Source organism: Pedobacter sp. AK013 (genome assembly GCF_014205835.1).
Classification (GTDB): Bacteria; Bacteroidota; Bacteroidia; order Sphingobacteriales; family Sphingobacteriaceae; genus Pedobacter.
Map to the genome: position 1 here is coordinate 306095 of NZ_JACHCQ010000001.1, position 16738 is coordinate 322832.

General features: G+C 41.3%; 9 protein-coding genes. All 9 read right to left on the reverse strand.

Annotated elements, in window-relative coordinates; genetic code table 11:
- Positions 1 to 148: 148 nt before the first annotated feature.
- A complete protein-coding gene (gene fucP / locus HDC90_RS01215; protein WP_184463030.1) occupies positions 149 to 1381 on the reverse strand; it encodes an L-fucose:H+ symporter permease in 1233 nt (410 codons plus the stop codon).
- 28 nt (positions 1382 to 1409) lie between these two features.
- Positions 1410 to 3308, reverse strand: coding sequence for a glycoside hydrolase family 97 protein (locus HDC90_RS01220; RefSeq protein ID WP_184463032.1), 1899 nt, complete (start codon positions 3306 to 3308; stop codon positions 1410 to 1412).
- 117 nt (positions 3309 to 3425) lie between these two features.
- Entirely contained in the window at positions 3426 to 3599 is a 174-nt protein-coding gene (locus tag HDC90_RS01225; protein WP_184463034.1) for a hypothetical protein, read from the reverse strand.
- A 252-nt stretch (positions 3600 to 3851) separates the two neighbouring features.
- Entirely contained in the window at positions 3852 to 4349 is a 498-nt protein-coding gene (locus HDC90_RS01230; RefSeq protein ID WP_184463036.1) for a CHRD domain-containing protein, read from the reverse strand.
- Positions 4350 to 4374: 25 nt separating this feature from the next.
- Entirely contained in the window at positions 4375 to 6228 is a 1854-nt protein-coding gene (locus tag HDC90_RS01235) for a RagB/SusD family nutrient uptake outer membrane protein (protein ID WP_184463038.1), read from the reverse strand.
- A 17-nt stretch (positions 6229 to 6245) separates the two neighbouring features.
- Positions 6246 to 9329, reverse strand: coding sequence for a TonB-dependent receptor (locus HDC90_RS01240; RefSeq protein WP_184463040.1), 3084 nt, complete (start codon positions 9327 to 9329; stop codon positions 6246 to 6248).
- A gap of 22 nt (positions 9330 to 9351) precedes the next feature.
- Positions 9352 to 11103, reverse strand: a complete 1752-nt coding sequence (locus HDC90_RS01245; RefSeq protein WP_184463042.1) for a RagB/SusD family nutrient uptake outer membrane protein — start codon at positions 11101 to 11103, stop codon at positions 9352 to 9354.
- 11 nt (positions 11104 to 11114) lie between these two features.
- Entirely contained in the window at positions 11115 to 14276 is a 3162-nt protein-coding gene (locus tag HDC90_RS01250) for a SusC/RagA family TonB-linked outer membrane protein (RefSeq protein ID WP_184463044.1), read from the reverse strand.
- A gap of 592 nt (positions 14277 to 14868) precedes the next feature.
- Positions 14869 to 16077 carry a glycoside hydrolase family 88 protein gene (locus tag HDC90_RS01255; protein WP_184463046.1) on the reverse strand — a complete coding sequence of 403 codons (1209 nt, stop codon included), beginning with the start codon at positions 16075 to 16077 and terminating at the stop codon, positions 14869 to 14871.
- Positions 16078 to 16738: the final 661 nt, after the last annotated feature.

The following is a 16738-nucleotide window of genomic DNA, read 5'->3' on the forward strand; positions in this document are numbered from 1 at the left end:
CTTTTGTGAGGTTTGAAGAATAAAAACCCAGCCGCCATTGGCAGCCAGGTTAATATAGAACTAAAACTAAAAAACTATCATCCGGGGCTTTAGACTAGTGCTGGGTTTAGGCTCAAATACTGTGTTAAGATGGGATGCTTAAAATTGTTTACCTGGTTACCTTAAAAAATCTGGCAGCAAAAAGAAAGATCACTACATAACAGATGATGGGCAGGTAATAAGCATCTGCAACATCTACATTAGCTATCTTACCCATGAAATAAGGCATTACCGCTCCACCAACCACGCCCATAGAAATATACGAGGAAGCTTGTTGCGTATGTGAACCAAGATTTTTCAGTCCGAGACTAAAAATAGTAGGGAACATAATACTAAAGAAAAAATTGATACTTAGCAGTGCGCAATATGATGTCCAGCCCCAGCTTTGGGCTACAATAAGGCAGGCAACAATACTACAAATAGCAAATGCTGCAAGGATCTTATTCGGGGCTATAAATTTCATCAGGTAAGTCCCAACGAATCTTCCAAGCGCCATCATTACCATAAACAATACCATAAAATTTCCGGCCTTCTCATCAGAAAAGCCCATCTTCTCATGTCCATAATTTATAAAATAACTCCAGGTACCAGCCTGTGCAGCTACATTAAAAAACTGAGCTGCTACTGCCCAAACAAAGTGCCTGTGCTGAAAAAGCTTTTTTCCAGGAGCAATATCGATATTCTGTGCAGCAATGGGTTCATCAGAAATGTGATGGGGATCAATCAGGTCGGGAATGCGGATAAAGAAAAAAGCTACCGCAACGATCAAAATAAATCCTCCTAGTCCGGCGTAAAGCAATTTTACCGAATCGAGGGAATTTTCGTGTCCTCCGGAAGTTGCTCTGAGTAAAAAGAATGTTCCTATCGCCGGACCAATTATTGCACCTATGGCATTGAAAGACTGTGAAAAGTTTACCCTTCTATCACTGGTACGCTGATCGCCCAGTGAGGCCGCAAAGGGATGTGCAACAGTTTCTAATGTTGCCATTCCGCAGCCGAGAATAAATAATGCTATCCTAAAAAAACCAAAACTTTCTGCATTTGCAGCTGGTACAAAAAGAAAAGTGCCCAGCGCAAAAAGCCCAAGCCCCAATATTACACCGGCCTTGTAGCCAAAGCGTTTCAGAAATATCCCGGCAGGAATGCTCATGATAAAATAGGCACCAAATACGGAAAACTGGATCAGTCCAGACTGTGCTTTTGATACGTTAAGTACATTCTGAAAATGCTTATTGAGCACATCGCTCATGGAGTGTGCCACTCCCCATAACATAAACAGGGAAGTAACCAGGATAAAAGTTAAAAGGAATTTCTTTTCTGTAAAAGCAGGTTTATTGTTCATTTTGATGTTGTTGTAATCCTTTATATGATTATTTTTTGTGGAGCCAGATTGCAGCACCTCCTGAAGCCTGAAGATCTAGTTTCAGGGTAGATTTTGAATCAACTGTTATGTCTTTTATCCCTACTTTAGTGGCAGTGGCAACGGTATTGTCATCGTTATAAATCCGGGCGATAAATTTTTGTCCTTTCGGAAGAAAATCGAACTTCAATTCTAGCTTACGGGCCTCGTTATTGGTAATGCTACCTAAAAACCATTCTTCGCCACTACGCCTTGCAGTTGTAACGTACTCGCCAGGGCTTCCCAATAAAACCCTTGTTTCATCCCAGGTAGCAGGAATCTTATCCCAGAATTCAAGTTCGGGTTCGCCTTTATAAAGATCAGGTTTATCATACCAATATAGGGTCTGTATCGGGCTGAAATAAATGGCAGCCAAAGCAAGCTGATGCGCATGAGTAGTCTTAATCCTGGCATTAAAATAACAGATAGTATAATCTGCAGCTCCTGCAATATACCTGGTAAATGGCATTACGGTGTTACTGGTGGCATCTGGCATTTCTTCATTTCCCCTTATTCCTTCTGCCGTCATTAAATTGGGCCAGGTGCGCTGCTCGCCCGTTGGGCGCCAATCATCGTGAATGTTAACCATTATCTGGTTCTGTGCAGCCTGCTGTATCGCTTTTTCGATCCAGGTGGTCCACCGGTGTGAACCAGACTGAACAAAACCAAACTTAACTCCTGCTACACCCCATTTTTTGTAAATAGAAAAAAGACTATCACTTTGCATCAAGAGCGCCTGTTGGTTAACATATAACCATACGCCTATTCCCTTTTCTTTTCCGTATTTGATAATTGCAGGTAAGTCGAAATCGTTGATGGCCACTTTTGAGGCATCGGAATCAAAACTAAAAGCCGGACCATACCATTTCCAATCGAACAAAATGTATTGTAAGTTCCGTTTAGCAGCAAAATCGATATTCTCTAATGCATCCTTTGTAGTTTGCGTCATTACGCGCATAATCTTACCTGGTTTTACCCAACTTTGATCTTTTATTTTAGATGATTCATTAAGATTTAAGATCAGATCTGTCCCTTCAGCAATACCAGTTGCACTTTCGGCAACCATTACTGCTCTCCAGGGCGTTGCTACTGGAGAAATCAGATCTACAGGGGTAAACATAGATGTAACTACCGTATTTTTTTCCTTTAGTTTAAATTTTGTTCTGGAATAATCTACCATCTGGGCCTCTAACAAAGATACATACAGGCCATTTTTCAGTTCGAGGGTCAGCGGTCGTTCGGCTTCTGCATCCCAGTTCTCCAGTGCAACCTTATGATATGGTGCCTGTGCCCAGTTTGCCTTCCAGGCAGATGTACCCTCTTCAAACTTAAATTCAGTATTTTCAGACATGATCCGGTAATAAGTTCCCTTAACGTTTTCGGGGAAGAAAAATCGGAATGCAATACCCTGATTATAGGCCCTGAATTCGATATTCATTTCGTATATCGGATTATCGTCCTTCACCGTTTTAATCACCAAACTGTTGTAATGATCACGGATAAATTTTCTTTCTCCATAAACAGGAGTCCAGGTTGTATCTTTTTCCGTGCGCACTGAATTCTTTATCTCGAGATTCTCAAACCAATGTTGATGGGTATCTACCGGAAGTGCCATTGCACTTTCTGACAGGTGGTTATCAAGCTCCAGATTAAGTTTAGACTCTAGAATAACATTTTTCCCTTTATAAGACACTTGATAAAAAAATGCTTTTTTATGATCTGCTGATTCCTTTTGATAAAAACGGATCATAAGAGATCTGTCAGGAGAATAAAGTATCTGTTCTGAGCCAGGATTAATATTTTGTGCTGATGCCCTAAAAATTGTAAGAAAGAAAAATAGTGTAAGAAAAGTATATCGGTAAAATTTCATAAAATGTTAGGCGTATTGGGGCATTTGTTTTAAAAATTAGGTGCGGTTATCAAAGACTACCCTACTTAAACGGGTAAAAATATAGTACTGGAAAATTTCGTTATCCGCTAAATCATATTAAATATTGTTATTCTTTGGCTCCAGGGGACGTTCAGCTTCTCCATCTCTAAAAATTCTTGTCGCGATGCGGTTCCAATGCTTTCTGATATCTTCATCTGAAACTAACTGCCGCTTAAAGTTGAAAGGCAGATTCTCTTTATCAGTTTTTTCTGGCAGATTTTCGTTTTTCATATTGTTATGACACAGTGTAGTGTTTTTAATACTCTATTAATCGATAAAACTGAATAATTTAAAAAAAGCGTCCAATACAAAAAGGCTATATCATAAATTAGATTTATCACCCTAAGCCTGTCGAACGCCCCATTTTAATAGTTTTAATCTGTTTCGATACTTTGTCAAGCTCAGTAAAGGCCGAGTTTATCATGGCAGCATTTAAGGTGAAATTGTCTTTATGATACTATGTATTATTCTAGCAGATTACAATCAATTCTTGACCGATTTAAGTTGCCCCCTGATTATGCCTGTTGGATATTTTTGGGTACAGACCACGTAATAACAGCTTCCGTTAAGTAATACAGGTATTTCTGTTGAGCTTAGCTCGGCATAGCCGCCAAGCCCAAGGTTAACTGAGCCAGATGCATTACTGTTGGAAAAAGTTACTGTTTTGATCAGCGTGCCATTGGATCCTGTTGCTGCAGGCCCATAAAATTTTACCGAAGTGATTACATCAGCGGGAGTACCCGTAAAAATATTGCTCCAGGTTAGGGTGAAGGTTAATACATTTACCTGCTCATCGTACCAGCCACTAAAACTTCCTGTAGCATTTACACCTGTAGCGGGTACCATTTGCGTTCCATCTGCAGCACCGGTAACCGTATAAGTTGCCCCGGTTAAAGATTTCAGTTCTTTTCCTTTTGTACAGCCTGTAAATATTACGACTGCACATAAAACCAGAATTTTAAATATGTTGTTTTTCATCATTTTTATATTCTTAGTGATTATTAGGTTAATATCCTGGGTTTTGTTTCATCGAAGGTGCTTTGGTTAATTCTGCCTGTGGGATTGGAAAGAAATACATGTTATCCCTAAAAACATTTTTTCTAACTACAATTGTACGGTAGCTGTAACTTCCGTTACTTGCCCTCGTAATTTCCATCCCATGAAGGTCTTGATTGAGTACCTGAGGTGCAATTTTCCATCGGCGAACATCCCAGAAACGGTGCTCTTCTAAAGCCAGTTCTACCCGGCGCTCGCGTTGTAAAAATATTCTCATTTCTTCCTGTGTCATATTCGCTTTCATGCCGTACATGCCATCGGTGCCTGCTGCAATGCCAGCGCGGTCTCTTATATCCTTTAGCCAGGTGTAAATTTGTGAAGATGGTCCGCTGAATTCGTTATTGGCTTCTGCGGCATTCAATAACACTTCGGCATAGCGAATCAGAATTCTTGGCCGGTTTAATTCTACCCCACCATTAGCCACATTATTGGCGAGCATTTTATAGGCAAAATAACCTGTACTTGTACCTGTTGCGGTATAAATACCATCGGTTCTTGCACCAGATATCGATGCATCATTCGTAGGTGAAGAGGGTATATCTCCGGTGTAGGTCCATACTGGCTGATCTGTTGCTTTACCATTTAAAAAGCGCAACCCGCCATTGTAGGTAATGGAGGCATAAAAACGTGGGTCGCGGTTGAGATACATATTATTTCCAGTGCCCGGATATCCAGAGGCAGGATCGTCAATTGCTTTTCCATTAGCCATTCCAAAAGCATCTACAAGTTCTTGTAAGGGAAAACAACTGGGCGTACTCTGATATCTTGTACCTCTTGTTGCCGGATTGGCCAGCGTTTCCCTGATCATATTATTTTGAGTAGTAGTTGCGGGTAAAAAAGAAAAAACAGCCTCTGAATTTGGTGTACTGGCAGTAAGCCCATTGAGAAACTGATTGTAGAAAAATGGCGTAACCCTGCGAAACAAAGTATATTGCCCCAGGTTAATTACCGCTTGTGCTGCATCGGCGGCATGTTTCCAACGGTTAGGATCGGTATTACCCAATGAAACCAGTCGTGCCGGATCGTCGCCCCTTGATGCATTTACCAAAGGACTTGCCGCATACAAAAGTAAGCGGGCCTTTAATGCCAGAGCAGCGCCCTTTGTAGCCCGGCCATAATCGGCCGGATTGCCTGTGGCCGCCACAAAATCAACAGGTAGCAGACTTGCAGCAGCATCGCACTCTGATATAATGTAGTTCAGGCATTCTTCGTAAGTGTTACGTGGCAAATCAATTGCGTCACCATCGCTAAAAATGGTGTTACCTATTAATGGGAAGCCTCCATAAGTTTTCAGCATAGTTGCGTAATACCACGCTCTTAAAAACCGCATTTGTCCTTCCAAAAGTTTTTTGGTATTGGCTGTCATGGGTATACGGGCTTGGTTTTTAAGAAAAATATTAACCGCCCGCACCTGTTGCCAGGTAATTGTCCAGATCTCGGCAGTTACGTTGCTTGGGTTAATAGCCCCACCAGCCCAATAGGTTTCTTGTTCGGTTGGGGCATTTGCCGACTGTACCTCATCGCTTGCAGCATCAACACCACCTCTTCCCCATCGGTTCGGCTCCCACGAATAACTCAGATTACTGTACCTACTGTTTATATAGTTCCAACTATTTAAACTATCTGTAAAAACGGTATTTTCATCTATCTGACTGAGTTTTTTCTGATCAAGAAATCCTGCTTTCCTGCACGCGCTCAAACCGGCAATAAGCATAGCTGTAAACATTAACCGAGATCCAGATCCAATCATTAGGTTTAAACAACCTGCACCTATATTTTTATACACTAAAATTGTCTTTTTCATTTTTCTCTCCTTTAAAATTAAAAACCTACCTGCAGTCCAAATGTATAGTTCGTTGTAATGGGGTATGCCGTACCGGCGTTACTACCCTGGGCAATTTCCGGGTCAACCTGGAACTTACCCGTATCTCTGATGGTAAAGAGGTTATAGCCTGCTGTGTATATCCTGCAATTCTGAATAAAATGCGTTTTATCTATCCACTTTTTAGGCAGCTGAAATCCAAGTTCGAGCGATTTCAAACGGACATAGCTCCCGGGTGTAAGACTAAAATCGGATATGGTTTGCCAGGTCCTGTTGTTAATGTTGTTATTAAAACCAATCCTAGGAAAAATAGCATTATCCGGATTATTTGGACTCCAGCTTTGTAGATGCAGCGGTTGCGGCACACCATTAAAAATATCAGTCCCTTCGGCAAAAACGTTAATGGCATAACCCCATGCGCCCTGTACCAGTGCGCGTAGTGAGAAATTTTTATAATTTAACCCCAGATTTATTCCATAAGTATAGGTTGGGATATTAGGCTGCGACAGGAAGGTCTGGTCGGCTGCGGTGATAAAGCCGTCGCCATTCAGGTCGGCATATTTCATATCACCCGGCTGGATGGTGCTCCATAAAGGGTAAGCCACCCCTGATCTAACCGATCCGTTTGCATCAAAATCTGAAGCTTGATAAAAGCCAATAAACTGGTAGCCTTTAGTTAAACCAATCTGTCTTCCGGTTTGTGCCAGATAAGGATAATCTGGCGCCTCACTGATATAAATGATCTTATTTTTAAAGTGCGAAAGGTTACCACCAATTGAATAGGAAACTGCCCCGATCTTGTCTCGGTAATTCAGTTCTACCTCAAATCCTTTGTTATCCGAAATTCCAACATTTCTCCTTGGCACGGCCTGACCAATAATTGTAGATATTGCCCCTTGGTTAATCAGCTGATCGTACCGGTATTCATAAAAATAATCTGCAGACATGGTGAGTTTCCCTGCAAACATATTAATATCAACTCCGACATCGGTTTTCCTCGATTTTTCCCAGGTTACATCAGCATTTACCAATGCACCTTCGGTTGCACCGTTTCCAAAAATTGTTCCTGAACCGGGCAGTGTATAGGCTATTGAGGTAAGTACTATAGGGTAGCCAAAGTCGCTTCCGGTAAGCCCGTAAGATCCTCTGAACTTAAAAAGATCGATAAAAGGGAATAATTTTTTAAAGAACTTTTCTTCACCTAAATTCCAGAAGCCAGAAATTGATGGAAAAAAGCCATAACGCTGTTCTTTTCTAAACAAATCGTTACCATTTCGTGCAACATCAAATTCAATACCATAGGTCTGCCTAAAGTTGTAGCCTAACCTACCGGAAATCCCCCTGAAGTTTACCGGAACATTTCCACCGTTAATGGTGCTGATATCATTTACCAATGCCAGCGCATAAACCCTGTGGACACCAAAATTGTGGTCGTAATTTAGTGATAACTGACTGTTTACAGAATTGTTGAAGACATCGTTCCCTATGCCCTGCGTGAAAACCGGGAACCGGTTATTGCCTTTACTCGTATAGGTGTTATTTGCTGAGTTATAGTAAAAAGCCGGGAGCGTTGCCGGATCGCGCTGAAGGAAACGGTGTTCATTTATGTTGCTGGCATAAGATACATTTAATTTTACTTCGAGGCCCTGGGCAATGAAATCGAGTTTTTGGTTGGCACCAGCCACAATATTAAAATTGTTATTGTAATTACGTTTATATCCGCTGTTGGCGAGCCGGCTTATAGGGTTAACATATCCATTTCCCCAGCTCTGGTTTGCATAGCCATAGGTTCCGTTTGGATTATTTATTGGCATACTAAATGCCGATAGATTCCTAAAAGAAATTAATTCCTTAAATAAGCCCGCCGCATCAATCGGTCCATTAGGATTATTAATGGTTTCAAAACGGCCGTTTAAATCAAACCTGATATTGAGGGTTTTAGTTGGGGTAATATCCAGGTTGGACCTAAAATTTACCCGGTTATAGAAATAATTGGGTTCAACGCCATCATCATCCGGATTTGTTGGGGTAAAATCGCGTAATAATCCGTTCTGCTTAAAGTAACCAAAGGATGTAAAATATTTTACTTTGCTGTTTCCGCCGCGGATATCAACATTGTAGTTGCTCTGCGTTGAACTGTTTTTTAACAATTCGTTTTGCCAGTTCACATTGGGATGACCGTAGGGATCCGATCCATCTTTAAACATTTTCAAATCGGCAGCAGTCCATGGCAGCGTAAGCGGTGAGGCTAGTTTATAGCTGTCGTTAATGTAAGCTTCGTTTTGCAAAACTGCAGTTGCATAAGCATCCAGATAGTTTGGATACTGAATTACCTGGTTTACACCAAATTGTGTGGAAACATTAATGGAAGGTTTAGAAATCATACCACGTTTGGTTGTAATTACCATGGCACCATTGGCACCCCTTACACCATATATTGCTGTAGTAGATGCATCTTTCAGGATCGTAATGGTTTCAATCTCGTTGGGATCGAGCTGGGCAACTTGTGCATAAGTATATTGAATGTCATCAACAATGATGAGTGGCTGGTTATCATTGTTCATCGAATTTACTCCACGGATAAAAAATTCGGCTGCATCTGATCCGGGTTGACCACTACGCTGAATCGCCGTAAAACCAGGCAAACGGCCCGCCAGTGTATTCTGAATGCTCGAAGTAGGGATGTTTTCGATCTCGGCTGCTTTAATAGAACTCACTGCACCTGGATTGGTAATTCTTTTCTGCGTACTGTAACCTACAATTACCACATCATCAAGCCCTTTGGTATCTGGCTTCATTTTTACGGCCATTTTTTTTCCTGCATCGGCTTGCTGGGTAAGCGTGATGTAGCTTACCATGGTAAAACGGATCGTATTATTCACTGATTTTAAGGTAATTACAAAATCTCCGTTTTCATCACTGATTGCACCATTGCGCAGATTTCCTTCTTCTGAAATGGTAACACCAGGCAAAGCTATATTTTTTTCATCCACAATATGCCCTCTTATTGTCCTCACCTGAGCATATAACTTTGTGGAGGTAAGCGCAAATAGGAACAAACAAATTATTTTTATAAATTTCATAACTAATATTTGTTGTTATCGATTAGTAGTTGGGGTTTTGAGCAATATTTGGATTAGCCAAGATTTCGCTATTTGCAATGGGCAAAAGGTACATGTTATTGGCATTGAAGAAAGGAGTAGCCACAGTAATCGGAGTGTAGATTAAAGAACCATCTGCATTTTTAACAATGTTAACACCATGCAGCGAACCTGTTCCGTATACTTCTTTGGCAATCTTCCATCTACGGATATCGTAAAAGCGCCTTTCTTCAAAAGCAAATTCCAAACGGCATTCATTCTGAATTAAGCTTCTCATCTGCTCTTTACTCAAGCCTATAGGGGCTGCAAAAGGGTTTAAACCAGCGCGTTGTCTTACCGCATTAACTGCTGCATAAACAGTTGCATCAGGCCCTGCAAATTCGTTTTGTGCTTCAGCATAGTTTAGCAAAATATCAGCATATCTGATGAGGCAAAAAGTTGATAAGCCAGATGGGTGATACATGGTTGGCGTAAAGGCTGTATTGTTATCATCCTGTGCCAGAAATTTCTTTTGGTAATAACCGGTCTGTGTTTGCACACCGCCAGCGATATTGGTATTATTCGGTTTGTCTAAACCACCCTCATAAGTTTGTACAGGTCTTCTGAGCCAGGTGGCTCCGTTGTAGAATACGGTTTGAGCAAGCCTTGGATCGCGGTTTGTATACGGATTGGCCAGATTATAACCTGAAGTTGGATCGGCTATAGCCTTACCGTTTGCCATCGGAAAAGCATCTACCAGCTCTTGTGTTGGACTTACAATTCCACCACTTACCACATTACCCACGGTATAACCAACAGGCGAGGCCAGGTTGCCCCAGGTAATCTGGTAGCTTGCCGCATAACGCATAAAAACAAATTCCTTGTTTACGTGGGTTGTATTCAGAACGTAGCGGTTAGGCTCTAATGCGAACATATTTAAGTCCATAACGGCTTTCATCGCATCTGCTGCTGCTTTCCATCTATTGGCATCGAAACTTGCGTATCCAGTAAAATCAAGTGCCGGAGTAGCTGAAGGATTAAAAAGTGGGCTTGCAGCAAGCAACAATACCTTGGCTTTGATGGCCATGTTAATTGTTGGGCGCATACGACCGGCATCATTATCAGTACCCTCTGCTACCCCATTGCCGCTGCCGCGGCTTGCCAACGAGACATCGGGCCTTAATTGATCCTTTACGGCATCTAACTCTGATACAATGTAATCTACACAGGTGGCAAAACTGCTACGTTTCAACTGCAGCAAGGCAGGATCATCAGGGTTGTAAACTTTTTCACCCAGCAGCGGAACACCGCCATAACGCCTGATCATTTCATAATAGAAATATGCCCGTAACGTGCGTACTTCGGCCGCAAGCCACTTGGGCAGTGTTGGGTCGCTCCAGGGCACGCGTTTATAGTTATTCAGGAAAATATTGGCCCTGCGTATAGCGCTATAACTGTTGGCCCAGTTATCATCGAAAGTGTTAATCGAATTGTACCCACCGTTAATCACATTCCAAACCGCATTGGCCCTGTTACTGGGCACCCCATCTCCGGCAGCACAATCGAGCTCCATTCCATTCAGGCGTATAAAACCATTGGGTAACTGCGAATATATTTTAATTACCCATGCCTGGGCATTGGTTCCGGTGGCATCGTTCTGGTCCCAGATGTCGCTTTCTCTATTTACATTCAGCGGATGATCTTCAAGGACTTTTTTACATGATATCGATAAAACCAGGAAAAATGCAAGTAAAATATTGATAACTAATTTTTTCATATCATTTTTAATTAAAACTTAGCGTTGATTCCAAAATTGAAAACCTTTAACATCGGATAAGTTGGGTTTAGTGATTCAGGATCAACATCATTCCTGAATTTAGATAGTGGCGACCATGTGAACAGGTTTAGCCCGTTACTAAATAACCTGATCGAAGCGACTCCAATCTTTTTGGTGAGGTATGCTGGTATAGTGTATCCGATTTCGACATTTTTAAGCCTGACGAAACTGGTATTCTGAAGCCAGTAGCTGGATACTTCCTGGTTGTTGGCATTGGCACCTAACCATAAACGGGGCTGATTGGCGGTAGCTGCTGTTGCAGGGGTCCAACGGCCCAGGTTAAACTCAAATGCATTGGCTGCACCGCCATTACCAAAGCCATTATAGAAATCGCCATATTGTGTGGTTGGCCCTCCCAATGCGGTTTGACGGTTCATTACACCTTGTAACAGTGCGCTAAAATCGAAACCCTTGAAATTAAAACCAATTGTAGCACCATAGTAAACGGTCGGTTTTCCGTTGCCGATGGGTCCTTTATCCAAATCATTAATTATCCCATCGCCATTCCTGTCCAGGTAACGGATATCGCCCGGCCTTAACGAAGATTTTGGAGTAGCTGCAAGTACAGCCGTTGCCGGATCGTTAATTTCTGCAAAGCTCTGGAAAAGCCCTGTAGCCGTATAACCATACAGCATGCCTACCGGTTTTCCTGTTTGGCGCTGGTAATCGTAATTTCTGGTAATTTCGTCCACGAAAATAATCTTCGACTGAACAAGCGAGAAATTACCCGAAACAAAAAAGTTAAAATTGCTGATGTTATCCTGGTAAGTGAGGGAAATATCAGATCCTTTATAATTATAGGTATATAAGTTTTTATTGGGGTAAGCCGCACCGAGTATATTGGTTTTTATGCCGGGGCTACCTACCAGATCATAAAACCTGTTGTTAAAATATTCGGCGGTGATGGTTAATTTATTATTCCAAAAACCCAGATCGAGTGCAATATTGGTCTTTTTTGCCTTTTCTGACGCAAGATTAGGGTTGGCAAGGCTATTTTCTCCGGTACTACGGGTAACGCCCACACCAGTATTTCCAAAATAATATCCATCGCCATTATTTGTGTTGGTAGCAGGTGTCCAATAAGTTTGGATATAGGTATAATAGCCGGCGTTTGCCTGCCCGGTTTGCCCATAGGTACCTCGGATTTTAAGATTACTGATCCATTTAAAATTGTTTTTTACAAATGCTTCATTATGGATATTCCAGCCCATACCCAAAGCCCAGTAAGGAGCCCAGCGATTGGCTGGTGTAAACCAGTTATAACCGGCATAACTACCTGCTGCTTCAAAAAGATACTTCTGATCGTAATTATACTGGAACCTGGCTGCATAGTCGGTATAAATTTCAGGAAGCGTGCCTGTATCGAACTGCATGGTGCTTTGTTCATTTCTTAAAACCAGGGCAGATAAGTTGTGCTTTTCAAAACTATGCTCGTAACCGAGGTCGGCTTCGGTATAAATAACCCTGCTGCGTACCCCCGGTGTTCCTGTTGTACCCTGCTCGGTAAGGGTTCCCACGGTGGTGTAAGAATTATCGGGGTTAAGCTGAAAAGATGCAAAATTCTTTGACCGATCGGTTTTATAAAGTGTAGAATTATTGTACGAACCCTGGATTTTAGCATATAGTCCCGGTAAGAACACATCCAGGCGCTGGGTTAACTGGAGATCGACTGAAACATCCCTTGAATCCTGAAACTGGTAACCGCGCTGCAAAATCTGTCCGTAAAGATTTTGATTTTGGCCATAAGTACTCGTACCGCCAAGCGTGCCATTGGGGTTAAATACAGGGTAGGCATTGTTTGGTGTAGCAGCAAGGCCCGAAAAAACCGTGGCAGTTGTGCCACCAGGCTGATTATTCTTTGCAATCCGCCCAAAAAGATTGAGCTGCATCACTGTGGTTTTGGTGAGGTCTACTCCCAGGTTGCTTCTTACGATATACCGATCAAGCTGTGCATTGGTATTGTAAGTGTTTAGTGAATCGTTGGTATTAAATAAACCTGTTTCCTTTAAATTATCAAGATCTACAAAATAACGGAAGCCCTTACCGCTGCCCTGCACATTAAAATTGTACCTGTTGATATACGATTGCTTCCGCAGCACGGTATTATACCAATCAACATTCGGATGGCGGAATGGATCGGCCTGATTTTGATAAAGTGCAATATCTGCAGGAGAATAAGAGGGCGTTAAAGTTACTCCGGCCGGAGCGTCGTTCTGTTTAGCTTCATTGTAAAGCATCGCATAAGTTGCTGCATCAAGCGACTTTGGCAGTACAATCGGTCTTTCAATGCCACCCTGTGCAGAGAATGAAATACGCGGTGCCCCTCTATCTCCCTTTTTAGTAGTAATCGCAATAATTCCGTTTGAGGAACGCATGCCGAACATTACTGTAGCCAGTGCATCTTTGTAAACAGAAACCGATTCGATCTGATCAGGGTCTATAGAAATATAAGGTCGCTGCACACCATCAATTAGCACAATGTTATTACCAAGGGCAGAACGTACGTTATAGTTCAAGCCATTTCCATCAAGGCCTGGGCCGCCGCTGTTAAAACCGATGTTCAGGCCAGCAATCCTTCCGGGCAGCGCCTGAAGAAATTGCGAGGCTGGTGTTGTTGTTAATTGATTGGTATTAACAGTAACCACAGACTGAAGCAGGTTTTCTTTTAGCTGGCGCCCGTGCAGTACCTCAACCGAAGCCCGGTCAACTGCCAAAGAATCCTTTGGGTCTATCCCGATAACATCTTTTGAAGGAAGATAACGTCCGGCAAGCTGAATCCACAATGAGCTTTTCCCACCTGTATAGATCTTTTCAAGGGTATAAAAATCAGGGTGTTCAAATTTTAGCTTATCACCCATTGTTCCAGGCAAGGCAAAATATCCATTGAGACTAGAAAATACGGTGACACCGCTAACGTTATTTGAAATTTTTACATCTTTTAAAGGTTTTCCATTATTATCTACTATGGTTCCTTTCAGTGAATCCAAAAAAATCTTTTCAGTAGCTTTATGATTTTGGGAAAGTTGGTTTGCCGCAAAACTATAGGCATTAAGGAATAGAAAAACAAAACCTAATGCTAGGCTTTTCTTATCTAAAATGTAATCGTTTATCATAAATGATATCTTAATTGGTTAGCATAAAAAGCAGGATTGACGGCTATGCCATCTTACCTGTAAATGAGAGTGCTCAAATGATCGTGATTCAAAAAAAATGCGCCATAAAGAAATAGCGTTTAATCTCATATTTTTTGGTTTTGGCCAGATATAGGGTACAACAGTTTATAGACACAGCCGGCTTTACCTGATACTCATTTAGGGAGAAAAAATTTTAAAAAACATGTTAAGTTTAAAATAAAAGGCACATTCCATCCAGAACGCGCCTCATTAACCAAATATAAAACTGACATGCAGATTTATGTTTTTATAGCAGCTTCCAGAATTAAAAAATATTCTGCTATTTTCATTTTAGATCATTCTTTTATTCAAAGAATAACCAATCCTGTTTATGGCAATAACGGAACCCGGATAATTTTTATAAAAATATTGTGGGTGGGACTGTTGAATTAAGTCTCGGTATTCTGACAGTTCCAGGCATATAAATCGACTAAAACTAAATATGAAAAAGAGACAGTCAGAAATTAAATCAGACGTCCCGCCCAGCAATATTCCGGTGAGTGCGTTATACCAATTATTATTACACTAAAGATTACTTTAGCTTATTTCCTTTTTGAAGTTTTTCCAATCTCAACAGCGCCTCCATGTAATAATAATCGGCGTATATGATTGAGGTATCTATTTCTGACCCATTAGGCTTATGGCCTGTTGAATGCAGTAAAAAGGCTGTATTTTTATTTCTGCTTTGGTATGCTGCTGAAGAAAGTGAGGTGAGCATAAGCTCGGCAGCTTTCCTGTATTTTTGTGATTTTGCCTTGTTTTTAACAAATGTAGAAAGCTCTAAAAGACCTGATGCGACTACTGCCGCTGCAGATGCATCTTTTGGTGCATTAGGAATAGCAGGATCATTAAAATCCCAATAAGGAATTCCATCTGTTGGCAATTTGGCCAGATAAACATCGCTTACTTTTTGGGCAAATTCAAGAAATGCACGATTACCCGTCTCGCGGAAACACATGGTATATCCATAAATGGCCCACGATTGGCCACGTGCCCACATGGAGTCGTCAGCATATCCCTGGTGGGTTACCCCTTTAATTTTTTTTCCCGTTTCACGGTCATAGATCACGGCATGGTATGCAGAATAATCAGGCCTGAAATGATTTTTCATGGTAATGTTGGCATGAGAAAAAGCAATATCATATAATCTTTTCCCTCCCCCGTTCTTAGCTGCCCAAAAGAGCATTTCCAGATTAATCATATTATCAATAATGGTATTATGCTGTGGCCATTGCATTCCTGAAACTTCCCTCGGCCATGAAAGGATGGTGCCCACCTTCGGGTTAAACAAGGTAGCCAACGTATCGGCTGTTTTGAGTATAATCTTTTTATATTCGGGGTTTTTGGTAAGCCTGTAACCGTTCCCATAACTATTGAAGATCTGGAAACCCAGATCATGATCGAAAGCCGGCTGCTGCGAAAGTGGTATAAGTTCTGAGGAAAAAGCCTTTGCTTCTGATAAAAAGACGCTTGATTGGGTTGCCTCGTAACTATACCACAATACGCCAGGCCAAAAACCACTGCACCAGTCTTTATACCCTACAAATTTCCATTTGGATGAACCTGGAACAATACTCCTTGGAATATTGTTGCCCTGCTGAGGAATAACTTTTAAAGTCTTTTTTACCTGTTCAGTACAGTAAGCCAGCTCTTTTGCCGCATTAAGCTGTGCAAAAGTAACTTTGCCTGAAAAAAACAGTAAGGCAATGATAGCAAAAGCTAAATATCTCGGATTGTGCATATATTACCTAGACAACAAAAAAAGAAAAACATACTCATTAAATTTAAACTAGTTGTAAAAGATTTTCAGGTATAATGCCGAAAGTAACCCACTTCTTAAATCTAACGTATGGAAACATCTTTTTGGGAGTAGTTTTGAGCACGGTGCTATACTTGCTTTGAAAAATCACAGCCTAGAGCGAAGAACACCGTCAATCCCAAGTGGTAGGAAAATCAAAAAAACAGATGTACTAATGAAAAGAGAGTAGTGCCAAGCCTTAAACGCAGTGGTTTTGTGTTCATAAACAGTACTTCAAAACCTCTAAGAAAGTTGAACACAAAACGAAGCGTCACTGTTTTTTGATGTGCACGGGCTGTGCGGAGCCACATTGCTGGATTGACAAAGCGCTTTGGGTACTTTGGGGCGCCAAAGTACCATGCCACCGCGGCAGAGAGCGGAAAATAATATTTTTACGTAAAAAAAGCTTTTTGGATTCAGTGTGTTTTAATAGCAGAAAAGATGCTGAAATGAATTCACTGTTGTCCGGAGAAATATTTTTTTGTTTATAAAAAAGGGTAGCTTTAAGTCTACCCTTTGTAGTGTTATATTTGAGTTACCACACCTAAATACAACATGGGCAAAAATACATTTTTTACCGGACAGCCGATATTAAATCAGCTAT

Bases quoted from the DNA above. Each gene is read 5' to 3' on its own strand.
- fucP (WP_184463030.1), bottom strand. From the start codon at position 1,381: ATGAACAATAAACCTGCTTTTACAGAAAAGAAATTCCTTTTAACTTTT.
- HDC90_RS01220 (WP_184463032.1), bottom strand. From the start codon at position 3,308: ATGAAATTTTACCGATATACTTTTCTTACACTATTTTTCTTTCTTACA.
- HDC90_RS01225 (WP_184463034.1), bottom strand. From the start codon at position 3,599: ATGAAAAACGAAAATCTGCCAGAAAAAACTGATAAAGAGAATCTGCCT.
- HDC90_RS01230 (WP_184463036.1), bottom strand. From the start codon at position 4,349: ATGATGAAAAACAACATATTTAAAATTCTGGTTTTATGTGCAGTCGTA.
- HDC90_RS01235 (WP_184463038.1), bottom strand. From the start codon at position 6,228: ATGAAAAAGACAATTTTAGTGTATAAAAATATAGGTGCAGGTTGTTTA.
- HDC90_RS01240 (WP_184463040.1), bottom strand. From the start codon at position 9,329: ATGAAATTTATAAAAATAATTTGTTTGTTCCTATTTGCGCTTACCTCC.
- HDC90_RS01245 (WP_184463042.1), bottom strand. From the start codon at position 11,103: ATGAAAAAATTAGTTATCAATATTTTACTTGCATTTTTCCTGGTTTTA.
- HDC90_RS01250 (WP_184463044.1), bottom strand. From the start codon at position 14,276: ATGATAAACGATTACATTTTAGATAAGAAAAGCCTAGCATTAGGTTTT.
- HDC90_RS01255 (WP_184463046.1), bottom strand. From the start codon at position 16,077: ATGCACAATCCGAGATATTTAGCTTTTGCTATCATTGCCTTACTGTTT.